The 18,082-nt window shown below is 35.1% G+C and carries 18 protein-coding genes; 10 read left to right on the top strand and 8 right to left on the bottom strand.

The features are described from left to right. The 3 genes from V7M80_RS04090 to V7M80_RS04100 form a co-directional block, all read left to right on the top strand. Window positions 1-1,662: class I tRNA ligase family protein (locus V7M80_RS04090; protein ID WP_333694213.1), on the top strand; the 1,662-nt coding region annotated here is incomplete at its 5' end. Window positions 1,663-1,803: 141 nt separating this feature from the next. After that, entirely contained in the window at window positions 1,804-2,478 is a 675-nt protein-coding gene (locus V7M80_RS04095) for a hypothetical protein (RefSeq protein ID WP_333694214.1), read from the top strand. A 79-nt stretch (window positions 2,479-2,557) separates the two neighbouring features. After that, the gene (locus V7M80_RS04100; RefSeq protein ID WP_333694216.1) at window positions 2,558-3,253 is read left to right on the top strand and encodes a zinc metallopeptidase; all 696 of its coding nucleotides are present in this window, start codon (window positions 2,558-2,560) and stop codon (window positions 3,251-3,253) included. 108 nt (window positions 3,254-3,361) lie between these two features. Here V7M80_RS04100 and V7M80_RS04105 read toward each other — a convergent pair whose 3' ends face one another. After that, window positions 3,362-3,832: an Lrp/AsnC family transcriptional regulator gene (locus tag V7M80_RS04105; RefSeq protein ID WP_333694217.1), complete on the bottom strand. Its 471-nt coding sequence runs from the start codon at window positions 3,830-3,832 to the stop codon at window positions 3,362-3,364. Window positions 3,833-4,022: 190 nt separating this feature from the next. On the opposite strand from V7M80_RS04105, the gene V7M80_RS04110 reads away from it, so the two are divergent. After that, complete coding sequence (locus V7M80_RS04110) at window positions 4,023-4,610, top strand: hypothetical protein (protein WP_333694219.1); 588 nt, start codon at window positions 4,023-4,025, stop codon at window positions 4,608-4,610. A 2-nt stretch (window positions 4,611-4,612) separates the two neighbouring features. On the opposite strand, the gene V7M80_RS04115 is transcribed toward V7M80_RS04110, so the two are convergent. Beyond that, a complete protein-coding gene (locus V7M80_RS04115; RefSeq protein WP_333694220.1) occupies window positions 4,613-5,983 on the bottom strand; it encodes a saccharopine dehydrogenase family protein in 1,371 nt (456 codons plus the stop codon). A gap of 120 nt (window positions 5,984-6,103) precedes the next feature. Here V7M80_RS04115 and V7M80_RS04120 point away from each other — a divergent pair, with 120 nt between their 5' ends. After that, complete coding sequence (locus tag V7M80_RS04120) at window positions 6,104-6,490, top strand: DUF423 domain-containing protein (RefSeq protein WP_333694222.1); 387 nt, start codon at window positions 6,104-6,106, stop codon at window positions 6,488-6,490. A 78-nt stretch (window positions 6,491-6,568) separates the two neighbouring features. Continuing rightward, window positions 6,569-8,194 carry a phosphoenolpyruvate carboxykinase (ATP) gene (pckA, locus tag V7M80_RS04125; protein ID WP_333694224.1) on the top strand — a complete coding sequence of 542 codons (1,626 nt, stop codon included), beginning with the start codon at window positions 6,569-6,571 and terminating at the stop codon, window positions 8,192-8,194. A gap of 76 nt (window positions 8,195-8,270) precedes the next feature. Here the strand turns inward: pckA and V7M80_RS04130 are convergent, their stop codons facing one another. Both V7M80_RS04130 and V7M80_RS04135 read right to left on the bottom strand, forming a co-directional pair. Continuing rightward, window positions 8,271-9,020: a uroporphyrinogen-III synthase gene (locus V7M80_RS04130; protein ID WP_333694225.1), complete on the bottom strand. Its 750-nt coding sequence runs from the start codon at window positions 9,018-9,020 to the stop codon at window positions 8,271-8,273. A gap of 19 nt (window positions 9,021-9,039) precedes the next feature. Then, the gene (locus V7M80_RS04135) at window positions 9,040-9,702 is read right to left on the bottom strand and encodes a DUF4271 domain-containing protein (RefSeq protein ID WP_333694227.1); all 663 of its coding nucleotides are present in this window, start codon (window positions 9,700-9,702) and stop codon (window positions 9,040-9,042) included. A gap of 105 nt (window positions 9,703-9,807) precedes the next feature. On the opposite strand from V7M80_RS04135, the gene V7M80_RS04140 reads away from it, so the two are divergent. Genes V7M80_RS04140 through V7M80_RS04150 form a run of 3 tightly spaced genes read left to right on the top strand, consistent with a single transcriptional unit; the run spans window position 9,808 to window position 12,313 of the window. Then, entirely contained in the window at window positions 9,808-10,533 is a 726-nt protein-coding gene (locus V7M80_RS04140) for a polyprenol monophosphomannose synthase (RefSeq protein WP_333694229.1), read from the top strand. A gap of 9 nt (window positions 10,534-10,542) precedes the next feature. Further along, window positions 10,543-11,880, top strand: coding sequence for a dihydroorotase (locus V7M80_RS04145; RefSeq protein ID WP_333694231.1), 1,338 nt, complete (start codon window positions 10,543-10,545; stop codon window positions 11,878-11,880). Window positions 11,881-11,884: 4 nt separating this feature from the next. Further along, a complete protein-coding gene (locus tag V7M80_RS04150; protein ID WP_333694233.1) occupies window positions 11,885-12,313 on the top strand; it encodes a DUF4296 domain-containing protein in 429 nt (142 codons plus the stop codon). Here V7M80_RS04150 and V7M80_RS04155 read toward each other — a convergent pair. Continuing rightward, window positions 12,297-13,304 (bottom strand): NAD-dependent epimerase/dehydratase family protein, encoded by a 1,008-nt coding sequence (locus V7M80_RS04155; RefSeq protein WP_333694234.1) that lies wholly within the window; start codon window positions 13,302-13,304, stop codon window positions 12,297-12,299. The genes V7M80_RS04150 and V7M80_RS04155 overlap by 17 nt on opposite strands. Window positions 13,305-13,379: 75 nt before the next feature. On the opposite strand from V7M80_RS04155, the gene tyrS reads away from it, so the two are divergent. Further along, window positions 13,380-14,687: a tyrosine--tRNA ligase gene (gene tyrS / locus V7M80_RS04160; RefSeq protein ID WP_333694236.1), complete on the top strand. Its 1,308-nt coding sequence runs from the start codon at window positions 13,380-13,382 to the stop codon at window positions 14,685-14,687. Between the two features lie 85 nt (window positions 14,688-14,772). Here tyrS and V7M80_RS04165 read toward each other — a convergent pair whose 3' ends face one another. From V7M80_RS04165 to V7M80_RS04175, 3 genes are all read right to left on the bottom strand, one after another. Beyond that, entirely contained in the window at window positions 14,773-15,753 is a 981-nt protein-coding gene (locus V7M80_RS04165) for a LuxE/PaaK family acyltransferase (protein WP_333694238.1), read from the bottom strand. Between the two features lie 68 nt (window positions 15,754-15,821). Further along, entirely contained in the window at window positions 15,822-17,570 is a 1,749-nt protein-coding gene (locus tag V7M80_RS04170; protein WP_333694239.1) for a T9SS type A sorting domain-containing protein, read from the bottom strand. A gap of 100 nt (window positions 17,571-17,670) precedes the next feature. Next, window positions 17,671-18,015 carry a T9SS type A sorting domain-containing protein gene (locus V7M80_RS04175; RefSeq protein WP_333694240.1) on the bottom strand — a complete coding sequence of 115 codons (345 nt, stop codon included), beginning with the start codon at window positions 18,013-18,015 and terminating at the stop codon, window positions 17,671-17,673. Window positions 18,016-18,082 lie beyond the last annotated feature (67 nt).

Raw genomic sequence — 18,082 nt, forward strand, 5'->3', positions numbered from 1 at the left:
AACTCCGATTTCTTAAACGGATTGGATTATAAAGAAGGAACTAAAAAAGCCATCGAAGCCTTAGAAAAAATTGGTCAAGGTAAAGGAAAAACCAATTACCGTTTGCGTGATGCGGTTTTCTCTCGCCAACGCTATTGGGGCGAACCGTTTCCGGTTTATTATGTGAATGGTTTACCACAAATGATTGATGCAAAACATCTTCCTATCATTTTACCAGAAGTAGAGAAGTATTTACCAACGGAAGACGGACAACCGCCGTTAGGAAATGCTACGCATTGGGCTTGGGATGTTGAAAAGTTGTCGGTTGTCAGTTGTCAGTTGATAGATAATGTAAAAGTTTTTCCGTTGGAATTGAATACGATGCCGGGTTGGGCAGGTTCATCCTGGTATTGGATGCGTTACATGGATGCTCATAACGAAAACGAATTTGCCAGCCAAGAGGCCTTAAACTATTGGGAAAATGTAGATTTATACATTGGGGGTAGCGAACACGCCACCGGCCATTTATTGTACTCCCGTTTTTGGAATAAATTCCTAAAAGACCGCGGCTTCATTACACCCGAAGAACCCTTTAAAAAATTGATTAATCAGGGGATGATTTTGGGGGAAAGTGCTTTTGTTTTTGTTTTGCAAACAAAAATTGGTGAAGAAAACGCATTTGAACAAGTTTTGTTAGATTATGAAACTTATAAAAAGTTCATAAATGGTGGCCCAATAAATATTTTACCAGAAAAATTATTTAAGTTTTTAGATGAAAGATTATCTTCATTTGAGAATTTCAATGATAGATTAAAAGGTTTAGAAAGAAGATTTGTATGTTATAAATCTGCCATAGATGTTAACTACGTGAATTTAAAAAATGAGATTAATTTAATTGAATTATCTCAAGATGAAAGATATAAATTAATTTATGACGCATCATATTTCGATGGGAATGAAGTTATTCAAACAAATGACATTACTGTTATTCGCGAAGTCGAAAAAATGTCCAAATCCAAATACAACGTCGTTAACCCCGACGATATTTGCAATCAATACGGTGCCGATACCTTGCGTTTATATGAAATGTTCCTCGGGCCGTTAGAGCAAGCCAAACCATGGAATACCGCCGGAATTACCGGAGTTTCCGGTTTCCTAAAAAAATTATGGCGATTGTATTTTGACGATAACGGTTTGATTGTCACCAACGATGAGCCAACGGCTGAAATGTACAAATCGTTACACAAAACCATCAAAAAAGTAACAGAAGACATCGAGAATTTCTCGTTCAATACTTCGGTTTCGCAGTTTATGATTTGTGTAAACGAATTGGCTCAGTTGAAATGCAACCACCGAAAAATTTTAGAACCGTTGGCTATTTTGGTTTCGCCATATGCACCGCACATTGCTGAAGAATTGTGGAGTCAATTGGGTCACGAAGGCTCAATTTCAACCGTTGCGTTCCCTATTTTTGAAGAGAAATATTTGATAGAATCCGAAAAAGAATATCCGGTTTCGTTCAACGGGAAAATGCGATTTACCATCAAATTACCGTTGGATTTAACCGCTGCACAAATTGAAGAAATCGTCATGGCAGACGAGCGAACGCAAGCTCAATTGCAAGGCAGAACGCCCAATAAGGTGATTATTGTACCTGGGAAGATTATTAACTTGGTGGGATAGTCCAGTCTTTAAAATGAATGCCACAAATGGAATTTAGGTTCGATTTGTGGCATTTTTTTTGATACAAATTATAATAATTTCCTAAAATATTCTACAAAGCAAAAGATTCCTATTAAATTTAAAACTTAAAAACATCAAAACATGAAAAAAATAGTACTTGCATTAGTTGTTTTGTCTTTTATAAAGGTTTCAGCTCAAGAAGAAACTCAGCCAAAAGACACAGTTTGTTCCTCAAAAGTAGTAGTCAATATGAGGCTCGGATTTTCGGTTTTAGCCAACAATTCATTTAATTTAAACCAAAAACTAAAAAGTCAAAACCTAACCGAACTTAATGAAACACTTCCTGCTTTTATGTTGGGTTTTGAATTTTTTGGAGAAAAAATGTCGGGCGATTTGGAATTTGGATTTATCTATGCCAATCCGGATAAAAATAGTGTCGAGGTTTTACAACGCGGTTTCGATACACGAGCTAGAGTACATTATAACGTGGTCAACCAAGAAAAGTTTGCCTTTACAACCGGATTGTCTTTAGCCTTTACCGGAAATGACATTGATATATATTCTAAAAGCAACACAATAGATTTAAATAATCTCAATCCCGAAACCAATAGCGGTCATATTAGTATTAGAAATCAAATGTTTTATGCCGGTCCATCGGTTTCTGTCTACCTATTCCGTAAATCTTTTCCAATTCGACTCAATGCCGGATATGAATTTGCTTTAACCAGAGGCAGATACAAATCAGATTTCGGGTCTGTAATAAACAACATCAATGAAAACGGAAATAACCGTTTGGTGTTTGGACTTGTGTTCTAGAGATTATGTCAAATTGGCATTTCCTAATTTTGGCTCACAATTTGATACTTTTTAGGTATATTTATAAAAAATAGAAAAAATGATTGGATATTATATTTTAATTGGAGTTATCGCATTAGTAAGTTGGTTGGTAAGCAATCAATTGAAGCGAAAATTTGACTTTTATTCGAAAGTGCAATTGCGAAACGGGATGAGCGGTGCAGAAATTGCTCAACGCATGCTTGAAGATCACGGAATTTATGACGTAAAAGTTATTTCGACTCCGGGACGATTAACAGATCACTACAATCCGGTAGATAAAACGGTTAATTTAAGCGAGGCGGTTTACAATCAACGTAATGCGGCGGCTGCCGCTGTTGCTGCTCATGAGGTAGGTCACGCGGTTCAACATGCTACAGCCTATGAGTGGTTAACCATGCGTTCCAAATTGGTTCCTGTTGTTAGTGTTTCATCCGGAATGTCTCAATGGTTAGTAATTGGAGGTTTGATATTAGGAGCAGCTTCCGGCAGTGCGTTAGGATTTTATATTGCTGTAGCCGGTTTAATTTTAATGGCTCTGGCCACTACATTTAGTTTTATTACTTTGCCTGTTGAGTATGATGCAAGTAACAGAGCATTAGCTTGGTTAAAAAAAGCCAATATGGTAGGGCAACAAGAATATGCCGGAGCAGAAGATTCCCTTAAATGGGCCGCCAGAACCTATTTGGTAGCTGCTATTGGAGCTTTGGCTTCGTTGTTGTACTGGGCTCTTCAAGTGTTTGGGTCCCGAGACTAATTAGAAATAAAAAAATAGAATCCGTTACGAAAGTGACGGATTTTTTTGTTTAAAAGAGAAGTAGTTTGAAAGAAGGTCAAAAAATTAATCTAAACTTGAAACCTGAAACTACAACTGAATTTGTCTTTCAATCTGTTGTTCCAATGAAATAAAAGTTTCAGTTCTGGAAACACCATCAATAGGTTGAATTTTTTTGTTGAGTAGTTGCATCAAATGTTCGTTATCTCTACAAATAATTTTAATGAGAATACTCCAATTTCCGGTAGTGTAATGACATTCTAAAACTTCCGGTATTTTTTTTAATTCTCTTACGGCTTCCGAATTACTTGACGCTTTTTCCAGATATATCCCAATAAAAGCCATGGTTTTATAACCTAAAACTTTTGGATTGATAATAAATTTAGATCCCGATATTACTTGGGCTTCTTCTAGTTTTTTCAATCGTTGGTGTATAGCAGCTCCCGAAATTCCTATTTTATGTGCAATTTGCAATACGGGTTTTCGGGCGTCTTCCATTAAATATCGGAGAATTTCTTTGTCTATACCATCTATTTCAATTTGAAGTGAATTGATTTTCATGCTTTTATTTTTATATCAAAAATAAAAAAATTAGTGTAATTTGTAATATTTTTTTAGTTTTTGCTTTTGATATGTAAGAAACGATATGGTTAAGGAGTGTTAATCTTTCTATTTTTTAGGAATCTACCAATTAAAAAATTAAATTTGTTTACAGACTCTTTTTCAATCAATCAACTAAATCAATCGAATTATGAAATTTACATTTGTCCTTTTTCTGTTTTTCTTGATGTGTGTTCCTCAAGCAGAAATTTATAAAGCATCGGCACAAGAAAGACTTTCCAACCAATTTGATGCCGTTTTTCAAAATTCTAATAATTTTCAGGAATATAAAGTAGTAAAAAGGGATGAATTGGAGATGTTGAAGAGGAGTAGTTTAGATTCGGTTGCAAGTCTCAAAATAAAAATAGAGGACATTCAGAAAGAGTTGCAAATTCAGACTCAATTGACAATGCAAATCAAAGATTCATTAAAGGTAAAATCGGAAGAACTTCAAAAACTACTTTTAGCTCAAGATTCTATTTCGTTTCTGGGAAAACCCATTTCAAAATCTAATTATTCTCTTTTGATGTGGAGTTTAGTTTTAATTTTAGTAGTGCTTTTAACGGTTTACATTTTTAGGTTTTCTAGTGCCAAACGCATCTCAAACGATGCGGTAGAAAATTATACCAAATTGGAATCAGAATTTGATTCCTATAAGCAAAAAGCCTTAGAAAAAGAACAAAAATTAGGGCGTCAACTTCAAGACGAAATCAACAAACACAAGGATGCTTCAAAATAAAATTAACTACCTACGTTGTTGGGGTTGTAACCCATATAAGGAACGTTTTTCTCATGAAATACTACGCCAAAACTTTCCAATTCTTTAAGAATGGGTTGGTAAACCTCTTTTTGAATAGGTAGTTGTACGCCTGGTGTTGTAATAGTTCCATTTAGTATATGTAAAGTTGCCATAGCCAGGGGAAGACCCACTGTTTTTGCCATTGCGGTGTAGGTTTGATCTTCACCAATACAAACCATAGTACTGTCAATTTGTTTCTTCTCACCGTTAATTTCGTAGCCAAATTTGTGATACATGACAATCATATCTTTATCTTCCGGTTGAAGAGCCCATTTTTCGGCTAGAATTTTTTCAAGTATTTGAGCCGGACTGGCATTGGCAATCCCAACTTTTTTTGAAGCATTGAATAAATCCAATTCTACAAATTTATCCCAAATGACATCGTCTTGGTCTATTTTAAGGTAGTGTCTGAGTTTTAACTCAACAGAATCTGTTGGGTGATAGGCTAAGAATGAATTGGTAAAGTCGCGGTAAGACATGTCTTCCGAGTTTTCCATAGTATAACTGTCATCTGTCATTCCTAATTGTACCAGCATATCCCAAGCTTTTGAATACCCCACTCTTCTAAGGGTGCCACGATACATGGTTTGAATAGCATCTAGACCATAAATACTTCTGTATTTTAGAGAGTCGCGATTGGCATATCCTTCAAAGCGACCATAGCCTTCAACTTCTAAGAATTCGGTTCTACGGAAAAGTTTGTTGTAGGGAATGTATTTGTATTTGCCTTCTTGTATAAATTTTGATACACCACCTTGTCCCGCTAATACTACATTTCTCGGGTTCCATGAAAATTTATAATTCCACAAATTGGTATCGCTTTCCGGAGCCACCAATCCACCGCAAAACGACTCAAATTGAATCATTTTTCCCCCTTTTTCTCTTATTTCATCAATTACTTTCATGGCACTCATGTGATCAATGCCTGGGTCTAACCCAATTTCATTCATAAAAATGAGTCCGTTTTCGATAGCAAGATCGTTGAGTTCTTGCATTTTTGGGCTTATATAGGAGGCTGTAACCAGATGTTTTTGAAAAGCAATACAATCTAAAGCAATTTCAATATGAAGATGAGCCGGTAGCATTGAGATTACTATCGAAGCTTTTTGAATTTCCTTCTGACGATTTTCTACGTTTGCTATGTCCAACTGAATGGCTGTAGCATTGGGATGATTTTGGGTCTTTTTTTGAGCTAATTCTAAAGATAGATCGGCAATAACCAAATGCAAATTTTCAGCAGTAGATTTGTTTAAAAGATATTGAATTAATGACGATGCCGATCTACCGGCTCCAAAAATTAGAATCGTTCTCATAAGAATATTAAAAAATCACACGAAAGTAATGAAATGTTATATTTCTAACAAATTTAACTGTGTTAATTCGATTGATGATTTGTAATTAAATCTGTAGCTTTGTTTTTTTAAATACAAAAAATGAAAGATAAGATTGTATTAATAGGACTCTTCCTGGGTTTAACTTCTATAATTTTTGGAGCTTTTGGGGCACATGCTTTAAAATCGGTTTTAACCGAGTCTCAATTGCAAAGTTTTGAAGTAGGGATTCGTTATCAAATGTATCACGCACTTTTTTTACTTTTTATAGGTAAATATGCAGGAATTTCTGAAGCCGCACAAAAGTATATTTCTTGGGGTGTTATTTTGGGAGTTGTTCTGTTTTCGGGGTCTATTTACTTGTTGGCACTTTCTCAGGTAATTGGCATTGATTTTTCGTTCTTAGGACCTGTAACTCCTATTGGAGGATTCTTATTAATTGGGTCTTGGTTTCTTTTGTTTTTAAATTTTTTTAAACAAAAAAGATAAAAATATTTTAAAACGGCAATGATTCAGAATTAATTTTTACTTTTGCCAAATATTAAAACACAACTAAACGGTAAATTTATGGAGACTTACACCCCATTTACGAAAACGATTTCGTTAGAAAAATACGGAATCAAAAATACCCAAGAAATTATATACAATCCCTCTTTTGAATTTTTGTATAATGAAGAACTGAGTTCTCATTTGGAAGGATACGAAAAAGGGCAGCTATCAGAGCTGGGAGCTGTTAATGTCATGACGGGTGAGTTTACCGGAAGATCTCCCAAAGACAAGTATATTGTAGAAGATGATGTGACAAGAGAAACCATTTGGTGGAATTCTCCTAAAGCACCTAATGACAACAAGCCGATTTCACAAACTACTTGGAACGCTTTAAAGGATACAACAGTAAGTCAACTTTCCGGAAAAAGATTATTTGTGGTTGATGCGTTTTGTGGGGCCAATGAGAATACACGTTTGAAAGTGCGTTTTATTATGGAAGTAGCTTGGCAAGCTCATTTTGTAAAGAACATGTTTATTCGTCCAACAGAACAAGAATTAGAAAACTTTGGAGAACCCGATTTTGTGGTTATGAATGGCTCCAAAACTTCTTTCAAAGACTTTGCCGCACACGGATTAAATTCAGAGGTTTATATTGCTTTTAATTTAACCGAAAAAGTACAAATCATAGGCGGTACATGGTATGGTGGAGAGATGAAAAAAGGACTTTTTTCAATGATGAACTACTACTTGCCCCTGCAAGGAATTGCTTCTATGCACTGCTCGGCAAACAAAGGGAAGGATGGAGAAGTAGCTGTTTTCTTTGGCTTGTCCGGAACAGGAAAAACCACTTTATCAACCGATCCCAAGCGTGAATTAATTGGTGATGATGAACACGGCTGGGATGACGAAGGCGTTTTCAATTTTGAAGGCGGATGTTATGCAAAAACGATAGATTTAAGTAAAGAAAACGAACCGGATATTTATGGGGCTATCAAAAGAGACGCCTTGTTGGAAAATGTAACCCTAGACGCCCAAGGAAAAATTGATTTTAAAGATGGCTCTGTTACTCAAAACACACGTGTTTCCTATCCTATCTATCACATTCAAAATATTGTGAAACCGGTTTCAAAGGCAGGTCATGCTACCAAAGTAATTTTCTTGACTGCAGATGCTTTTGGAGTTATGCCACCGGTTTCAAAACTAACTCCAGAGCAAACAAAATATTATTTTCTATCCGGATTTACAGCTAAATTAGCCGGAACAGAAAGGGGTGTTACAGAGCCTCAACCTACGTTCTCAGCTTGTTTTGGTAAAGCCTTTTTGTCTTTACATCCAACCAAATATGGTGAGGAATTGGTGAAAAAGATGGAGCAACATAACGCAACGGCCTATATGGTAAACACGGGCTGGAATGGAACCGGGAAGCGTATTTCAATCAAAGATACAAGAGCAATAATAGATGCTATTTTAGACGGATCAATCGAAAAAGCCGAAACTCAAATTATTCCTATTTTTAATTTTGAAGTGCCTACAGCTTTACATGATGTGGCTTCCGAGATATTAGATCCTAGAAATACCTATTCTAATCCGGAAGAATGGACAGCAAAAGCTACTAATTTGGCGGGCTTGTTTGTTAAAAATTTCGTTCAATATACAGATAATGAAGAAGGTCAGAATTTAGTAAAATCCGGACCTCAATTGTAATTTTTATACTAACTAACCAAACGAAAAGAGTCCCACGTTTTTGAGGGACTCTTTTTTATTTTGTAAAATTCAAAAATTATTTGTCTTTGTTATTTTTGGCAATATATTTTTCCAAGGCCATTGTCATAGATGGAGCCTCCGGCGAAGGAGCCATGATGTCTACACGTAGTCCGTGCTCTAAAGCTTCTTTTTGAGTAGTACTACCAAAAACAGCTATTCGGGTGTTGTTTTGTTGAAAATCTGGGAAATTCTTAAACAAGGATTTAATTCCGGTTGGACTGAAAAATGCGAGTACGTCATAATATACATCTGCCAAATCTGACAAATCGCTCATTACTGTTCGGTAAAATATTCCTTGAGTCCAATCTACTTTTAAATTGTTTAAAGTTTGCGGAACATCAAAGTTTAGTTGGTCTGAAGCAGGCAATAAAAATTTTTCGTCTTTGTATTTTTTTATCAAAGGAGAAAGATCTACAAAATCTTTTTGACCCACATATATTTTTCGTTTTCGATAAACCACATATTTCTGTAAATAATAAGCTACCGCTTCAGATTGACAAAAATATTTAAGATCTTCAGGTACTTTGTAACGCATTTCTTCAGCCACTCTAAAAAAGTGATCTACCGCATTTTTACTGGTAAGTATAATGGCGGTAAAATGATTTAAATCTATCTTTTGAGATCTTATTTCTTTAACGGGAACACCTTCGACATGAATAAAGGGTCTGAAATCGATTTTTACTTTATGCTTCTGAACGAGCTCAAAGTATGGAGAATTTTCTACTTTTGGTTCTGGTTGCGACACCAAAATTGTTTTCACTTTCATATCGGAATTGTTGTAAACACTATCGTTTGGTAAACCAATAATACATAAAGAAATAGGGTGCTATTTCAAGGGCACAAAGATACAAAATAAAATAAAACAACTTACTAAATAGTAAATTTTGATACGATTTTAATGACAAGAGATAAGTAAATCCGTTAAAAATCAGTACAAAAGCTAAAATTCCATAGAGTAATATTTCTGAAGAAAAGGAATTGTAATAAAGTAAAACATTAATGGGTAACAATATTAATCCTAAAAGCGTTCTGTAACTTACTTTTTGAAGGTTGAATTGCTCTGTAAAATCTTCAATGTTAAATGATGTGGCAATTATTTTCTCTATAAGATATTTAGAAAGAACAAATACACCTAGTAAAGTTATGATTTGGATGAATTTAATTCCATCCGTTTTTGATCCCAAGCCTACGAAATCTAAAAGAATCAATATAAAAAAACTAAAAGATATCAATTGAACTACAAAAAGTGAAATGGTAAACCAACTCATAATGTGAGAAGGATCTTTGTAAATTTTTATATACTTATCGGTAGCAATTAATCGGATGAATTCACTAAAGCGAGCTTCAAAAAAAGTTTTGGTTACAACAACCAATACCAAACATAGAACAAACAATACTGTTGCCCAATCTTTACTTTCTATTATTCTGGGTTCTAAAATGTAATCCATAATCGCGATGTAAAAGTACCAATTTTTATAGATTCGTGTATATTATAATTTTATTATGATGCAACATTTATAAAAAGTTTACTTTTGTTGTGAAATTGTTTTTTTATGAATCACGGATTAGTTGTAATTCCTACTTACAATGAAATAGAAAATATTGAAGCCATAATAAGAGCCGTATTCAGTTTGGATACGCCTTTTCATATTTTGGTGGTTGATGATAATTCACCGGACAAAACCTATCTCAAGGTAGAAGAGTTACAGCACGAATTTCCCGACAGCTTGTTTTTGGAAAACAGAAAAAGCAAATCGGGTTTAGGCACAGCCTATGTTCACGGATTTAAATGGGGATTAAGCAAAGGGTATAATTACCTCTTTGAAATGGATGCCGATTTTTCTCATAACCCTCAAGATTTGATAAAACTTTACAATGCGTGTGCTCAAGAGGGTGCTTACATGGCTATAGGATCAAGATACAGCAAAGGGGTTAATGTAGTTAATTGGCCTTTAAGCAGGGTTTTGTTATCTTATTTTGCTTCTATTTATGTAAAGTTTATAACCGGAATGAAAATTCACGATGCTACTGCAGGATTTATTTGTTACAAACGGGAAGTTTTGGAATCTATAAATTTGTCTAAAATAAAATTTGTAGGTTATGCTTTCCAAATTGAAATGAAATACAGAACGTATTGCAAAGGATTTAAAATTGTTGAGGTTCCTATTATTTTCACCGATAGAACCAAAGGCGAATCCAAAATGAGTAATGCTATAATTAAAGAAGCCGTTTTTGGCGTAATATCTTTAAGAATTAAAAGATTGTTTAATAGGTTGTAATTTTTTCACATGAAACGAATTTTAATCAAAAATGCCAGAATTGTAAATGAAGGGAAGATTTTTGAGGGTGATGTATTAATTGAAAATGAATTAATTGCCGAAATTGCCTCAAGTATAAGTGCCAAACCAGAAGTTCAGGTTATTGATGCCGAAGGTAGTTATTTATTGCCCGGAGCAATAGATGACCAAGTTCATTTTAGAGAGCCGGGACTTACTCACAAAGGAACCATTGCTTCCGAATCAAAAGCGGCAATTGCCGGGGGTATTACCTCTTTTATTGAGCAACCCAATACAGTTCCTAATGCGGTTACTCAAGAGCTGCTGGAAGATAAGTACGCAATTGCCTCACAATCGTCTTATGCCAATTATTCATTTATGATGGGAGGCACGAATGATAATTTGGAAGAGATATTAAAAACTAATCCTCGAAATGTTGCCGGATTAAAATTGTTCTTAGGTTCTTCAACCGGAGACATGCTGGTTGATAGTTCGGATTCTCTAGAAAAAATATTCTCCTCTACAAAGTTATTAATAGCTGTTCATAGTGAAGATGAAGGTACTGTAAAAGGGAACCTGGAAAAATTCAAAGAAATCTATGGAGACGACATTCCAGTTAAATTTCATCCTGAAATTAGAAGTGTAGAAGCCTGTTATAAATCTACTGTAAAAGTGATAGATTTAGCTAAAAGAACAGGTGCAAGATTGCATGTATTTCATATTTCTACTGCCAAAGAGTTAGATTTATTTACCAACAAAATTCCGTTAGAAGAAAAACAAATTACTGCAGAAGTTTGTATTCATCATTTGTGGTTTTCAGATGCAGATTATGAAACAAAAGGAAATTTCATCAAATGGAATCCGGCTGTAAAATCGGCAGCAGATCGTGAGGCTTTATGGAAAGCTTTGTTGGATGACCGTATTGATGTTATCGCTACCGATCATGCACCTCATACTCTAGAAGAAAAGAAACAAGTTTATACAAAAGCACCTTCTGGAGGTCCATTAGTGCAACATGCTGTTGTTGCCATGTTTGAAGCTCATCATCAAGGGAAAATTTCGATTGAGAAAATCGTGGATAAAATGGCTCATAATCCGGCTAAATTATTCAAAATTGAAAAACGTGGATTTATAAGAGAAGGTTATTACGCCGATTTAGTTTTGGTCAATCCGGCTATGCCATGGACTGTTAAAAAGGAAAATATTTTGTATCAATGCAAATGGTCTCCTTTTGAAGGAACAAACTTTAAATCGAGAGTAACTCATACTTTTGTAAACGGACAATTGGTTTATCAAAATGGAAAGGTAAATGAGATTAAAGCGGGTAAAAGATTACTTTTTGAAAGATAAAAAAATGAAAAATAAAGTTTGCCTTTTCGTATTTCTTTTTGGATTGATTTCTTGTGATTCTAAATACATTGAAAAACCTGAAAATTTAATTCAGGAAGACCAAATGATTGAAATTATTTACGATTTAAGCGTGTTGGAGGCCATTAAATCCAGTAATCCGGTATTGTTAGAAAACAACCAGATTGATCCCTATACTTACATTTACAAGAAATACAAAATAGACAGTTTGCAATTTGCCCAAAGCAATGCTTATTACGCTTCAAATTTGAAAAAATACCGCAAGATGTATAGCGAAGTTGAGCAAATGATTCAAGATAAAAAAATCGAGGCAGATAGCTTATTGCAAAAAGAAAACAGTCGGTTTGAGAAACCTTTAGTCAAATCAAAAGATTCATTGGTAAACCCCAAAAAAATCCTTACTTCAGAGAAGTAAGATAAGCATTTCCTACTTCTTCAAGGGTATGAGATATGGGGATGAATTCGAAACCAAGGGCAGCTTTTATTTTGGTATTACTATATTGAGTTTCCGTATGAAGAGATTGTGCTAAAGCTCTAGAAAAAGTTCTCTTTTGGAAAAATAAAGTACAAAATAGCCAATCCAATCTCCATCCAATCGCGGTGAGCCATTGCGGTGCATACCATTTGGGATTTCTAGATTTTAAAACTTTTGCTCCCATTGCAATGAATTCTTTAAAGCTCATGTTTTCTGAGATTAAACAAAATCGCTCGCCGGAAATAGAACTTTGCATCAATAAATGCATACACATTACAACATCTTTTACAGAAACAAATCCGCTCCAACCTTGGGTGTAAAACGGTAGACCTTTGTGTATCCCTTTGATTATTTTAGCACTTTCGCTATCCCAAAAATCAGCACCCAAAATCACACCCGGATTTACCACTACACAATCTAAACCCTCCTGTTGTGCACGCCAAATTTCCATTTCTGCTCCATATTTTGAAATAGCATAATCACTGTGTGGTTTTTCAGGATTCCATTCGGTATCTTCATTTATAATCGTTTCATATTCTGCCAAATCGCCTAAAGCGGCTATCGAACTTACATAGCAAAATTTCTTTATGCCAAAAGCAAGAGCACAGTTTACCATGTTGGCAGTACCTTCAATATTGGTTTTTCGCAAAGCATCTTCATCAGAAGCATCAAAAGAAATCAATGCCGCACAATGGTACACTTTTTCAATGTTTTGATAGGCTATTTCAAGTGAAGGAATGTCATTTACGGTTCCTTGAACCCAATCAATTTGAAAAAACAAGGCGTCTTGGTTGCAATTTTTGAAGAATTTGCGAGTTTTAAGGATACTTTTTTCTGAACGAAACAAAGCTTTCACCTTTTCTCCATTTTGAAGCAAATGAAGTAATAAATGAGCTCCAACCAATCCTGTTCCGCCTGTAACTAAATTCATAAAAACAAAGATAAATGTTTCTTGACCACATTTTCAAATTATCGAATTAAAACTATCTTTGCCAAAAATAACAGCATGAAAAATTTAGTTGAAGAATTACGTTGGAGAGGTTTGTTTCACGATATGATGCCCGGAACAGAAGAACAATTGTTGAAAGAATCTACCACTGCTTATATTGGATTTGACCCAACAGCCGACTCCTTACACATTGGAAGTATGGTGCAAATCATCTTATTGGTACATTTGAAAAATTTTGGTCACCGACCAATTGCTTTAGTGGGTGGTGCTACCGGTATGATTGGCGACCCTTCCGGAAAATCGGATGAGCGAAACTTATTAGACGAAGCTACTTTAAACAAAAATGTAGAAGGAATTAAAGGCGTTTTGTCACGTTTTTTAGATTTTAATTCTACAGAAGCAAATGCTCCAATTCTAGTAAACAATTACGATTGGATGAAAGACTTTTCATTTATCGATTTTGCTCGAGATGTGGGAAAAAGAATCACTGTTAATTATATGATGGCTAAAGATTCGGTAAAGAAACGTTTTTCCGGTGAAGGCGAAGGGATGTCGTTTACCGAGTTTACTTACCAATTAATTCAAGGCTACGATTTTTATCATTTGCACAAACATTACGGTTGTAAATTGCAAATGGGCGGTTCTGATCAATGGGGAAATATTACCACCGGAACAGAATTGGTACGTCGATTGAATGTAAATACCGATGATGAAGGTGCAAAAGCTTTTGCTTTAACAACGCCTTTAATTACCAAAGCCGATGGTTCTAAATTTGGAAAATCGGAAGGTGGAAATGTTTGGTTAACTGCAGATAAAACATCGCCCTATAAGTTCTACCAATTTTGGTTTAATTCTTCTGACGAAGATGCGGAAAAATACATCAAAATCTTCACCTTTTTAGATAAAGCAACAATTGAAGAATTGATTGAAAAGCATAGACAAGAACCGCATTTGCGTTTGCTGCAAAAGAAATTGGCAGAAGAAATCACTGTATTTGTACATTCAAGAGAAGAATTTGAAAAAGCAGTAAAAGCGTCTTCAATTTTGTTTGGAAATTCTACTTCAGAAGATTTAAAAGGATTGGATTCGAAAACCTTTTTAGATGTTTTTGACGGAATTACTCAAGCGGAAATTTCAAAAGAAGAATTAAAAAACGGAATAAGCATTGTGGATGCCTTGGCCGGTAAATCCGGTTTTATGTCTTCCAATGGTGAAGCGAGAAGAGCTTTGAAGGAAAATTCCATTTCGGTAAACCGAGAAAAAGTAACAGAAGAATTTTCGCTTTCTGCCCATGATTTAATCAATGATGAATTTGTATTGCTGCAACGCGGAAAAAAAACCTATTTTATTTTACGAGCGGTTTAACTTGACTCGAGACGAAGCCGAATAGAGCAAAGCTAAACTTGAAACGAGCCCAAAGGGCGACTGGCGAAGCAAACTTGAAATAACTTTAAATCACCATCAAGTTACACCCTCGAATATCACTCGCATCAAAACGTCCCAACACTTCAAACGAATGGTTGGGATATTTTTTGCCTAAATCTTGCGTTGCAATAAACGAGCAAGAATTGATATTGGCTAAATCTATCACGTTGATACCGCCAGTTTTTCCATCCTCCACATACGTCATTGCATCTTCGGTATCTCGAATGAGTATGGACATCCAAGGTGGACATTCAAAAATGCCTTTTCCTAGTGAATAGGCTTGCGATAACAATTCGGTCATGCCATATTCGGAATGAATACTGGGCACACCAAATCCCTTACATAAAATACCATGTAACTCTTCTCGGATGATTTCTTTTCGTTTACCCTTCATGCCTCCGGTTTCCATTACAATGGTATTTTTCAATTGAAAAGATTGTTTTTCAACCATATCCAAAAGAGCATACGTTACACCAATTAAAAGTACATTCTTACCGGATGAGTCTAGTTTAATAAGTTTCTGAATTAACTCATCATAATTGTTCAAATAAAAACCACTCTCCGGATGATTGGAACCTTCAATCAAATCGTTGACCATATAGATTAATGAAGAACCCTCTCGTTCTAAATAGGAGGGGAGTAAGGCCAAAATCACATAATCTTCTATGTTGCCATAGAATTGAGAAAAAGCATTACGGAAGCTTTGTTCGTATAATGTAGTATCGGTAACCAAATGTTTACTGGTTATACTTCCGGTTGTCCCGCTACTGCTAAACGTTTTCTGAATCGGGTTTGTTGAACTTACAATTTCATGACTTTTAAAGAACTGAATCGGTAAAAACGGAATATCAGTGATGGTTTTTACATTCGATTTGTCTTTTTTTAATAACGTACAAAAATCCTGATATACTATATTGTTGTCAAACTGATGCCGAAAAACTTTGAGTGCGATTTTCTCAAATTCTTTCTGACTTCGTATAAAAAATATATCGGGACAGGGATTCATGGATGCAAAAGTAATAATAAAAAAAGCACCAACTTTCGTTGATGCTTTTAAAATATTTATAAAAATTGTTACTCAACAACGATTTTACGTGTTGCTGTTTTTCCTTCTTCAGTGATTTTAACAATATATAAACCTTTAGTAAGAGCAGATACATTTACAGCATTTGTTTCTGTAGTAGTAGCAAGAACTTGTTTGCCTAAAAGGTCAAATATTTGAACCGATTTAGTAGTGTTTAATTCAGTATTGATATACAATACACCATTAGATACCGGGTTTGGATAAACTTGTAATCCGGCAATTTCATTAGAACGAACAGAAAGCAATTGTTCTAAAGTAGTGCTGATTCTTAATTCATCAAATTGGATAGTTGGGGTGTTCGCACCACCATCTTGTCTTAAAATAAAACCACCAAGATTAGCAATTGTAGTTGCAGGTCCTTCAGCTGGTGTACTAGTTAAAGTGGCTGGAGTTGAAGCGTTAAATGTACTCAAGTTTGGATTAATCCAACATTTTAATAGGTTAGTTCCAAAGTCATAACCCATAATTACCAATACCACATCACCTACATTTCTAAGAGTTGGGTCGTAGTTTGTAGTAGTGCTAGCATTGTCAAAACCAATTTGGTATTGAGTATCGGCTTTACGCACAAATAATCTAGCTCTGAAATTAGTTCTTGTTTCTTCAGTTAAAGAAGCAAAATAAGTAGATGCACCTTCTGTAGTAACGTTAGTCATATCTGTTACGTTAAACAACATAGCAGCAAATAATGTGCCTGTAGAAACCGTTGTAAAAGGAGTGTGTGGATCAATTCCTGCTCCTGAGAATGAAACTGAGTTTCCTGCTGTTGGAACACCAGGATAGGTCAAACTTCCACTAACTGTTGTTACTTCATCACCCGAATTTAAGTTTGTCCATCTTTGTTGAGCACCAAGAGCACTACCTACAGCGTAATCAAAACTTTCTACATAAGGAAGTGTATTAACCGGTTTACAAGCAGGTGATGTTATATTTCTTGAAAGGTTGCAAGTTCCACCAGTAATCGTAACTGTTATGTTTGTATTTTCTGTCACACCACTTATCGTTATGGTGCCATTTGCTGAAGTAGATGGATTATTACCTCCTACAGTTCCTGCAGTTGTAGACACGGTATATGTTGCATTACCACCTCCAGTAAAAGGAATAGAAACAGTATAAGGGTCTAAAGCAAGAGTTGATGCATCACATAAAGCAGTTAATGTGCCCAATTCTAGTGTGCAACTAGCGGAAACGTTTGAAAGAGCAATATCATCCAAACGGAACTGGATAGTTGAACTGGTTTGACTGAAACGAATTCTTAAGTTTGTTGTTGAAGGAATCTGACCACCACCAATTGTTACAAGAGCCCAAGTAGCTCCACCACTACGGGTATAGGTAAGAGGAGTATAATCGGTTCCATTTGTACTAACTTCAACAGCCAATTCTGTAGTAGCCCCAGCGGTACTTTTATAGTGACCAAAAGATAATTCTAAGTTTGCACTGTTGTATGCAGAGGTATTAATTCCCTCAATTAAAAAGAAACGATCAGTATTATTTGTTATAAAAACATTACCTCCGCCTGAAGCACCTGTGTATCCTGTTGATACAGTAGTTGCTCTTACGTCAGCAGTACCAGAGTAAAGTATGGGTGAGCTGTTTTGAAATGTGGCGGGTGCTGTTCCGGCAACATAAGCTGGAATTAAAGTAGTTCCTGTTGGAACCCCAACATTTTCTGAATAAAAAGTTTGAGCCATAGCCAAACTTGATACAGTCAAAAGTAATAAAGTGTAAAGTTTTCTCATTTTTATAAAATTTATTGTACAAAGATAGGAACAATAAATAAGTTATAAAAGCGAAGCTTATTAAAAAAATGTAAAATTAAGATAAGAATAGAAAAGCTAACTATTTAATAATCAGTTTTCGGGTAGCAGTTGTTTCTCCTTCTTTTATGCGAATCATATAGATTCCGGGAGACAATGAAGAAACATTCAATTCTTTGGAGGTTAGGTTCGTTTGTAAAACAACTTTTCCTAATATGTCAAAAATAACAATTTCTTTATCAAGGCCCAATTTGGAGGTAATATACACTTTTCCGTTACTAACTGGATTGGGATAAAAAGAAAGACCCTCTATAGAATTCTCCTGAGATTTTTGCGGTTGCGAACTGCTTTTCACTTCTTGCGATGATGCTGTCAAGAAGGAAAAGGAAACCGCTAAGAGTATAATATAAAAGTAATTTTTCTTCATTAGTCCGATTTGGTTTTGTAAAAGTATAAAAAATATTTCAAATAGTATACCAAATTTTAGATTTATA

Origin of the sequence: Flavobacterium sp. (genome assembly GCF_036759525.1) — a bacterium.
Lineage (GTDB): Bacteria > Bacteroidota > Bacteroidia > Flavobacteriales > Flavobacteriaceae > Flavobacterium.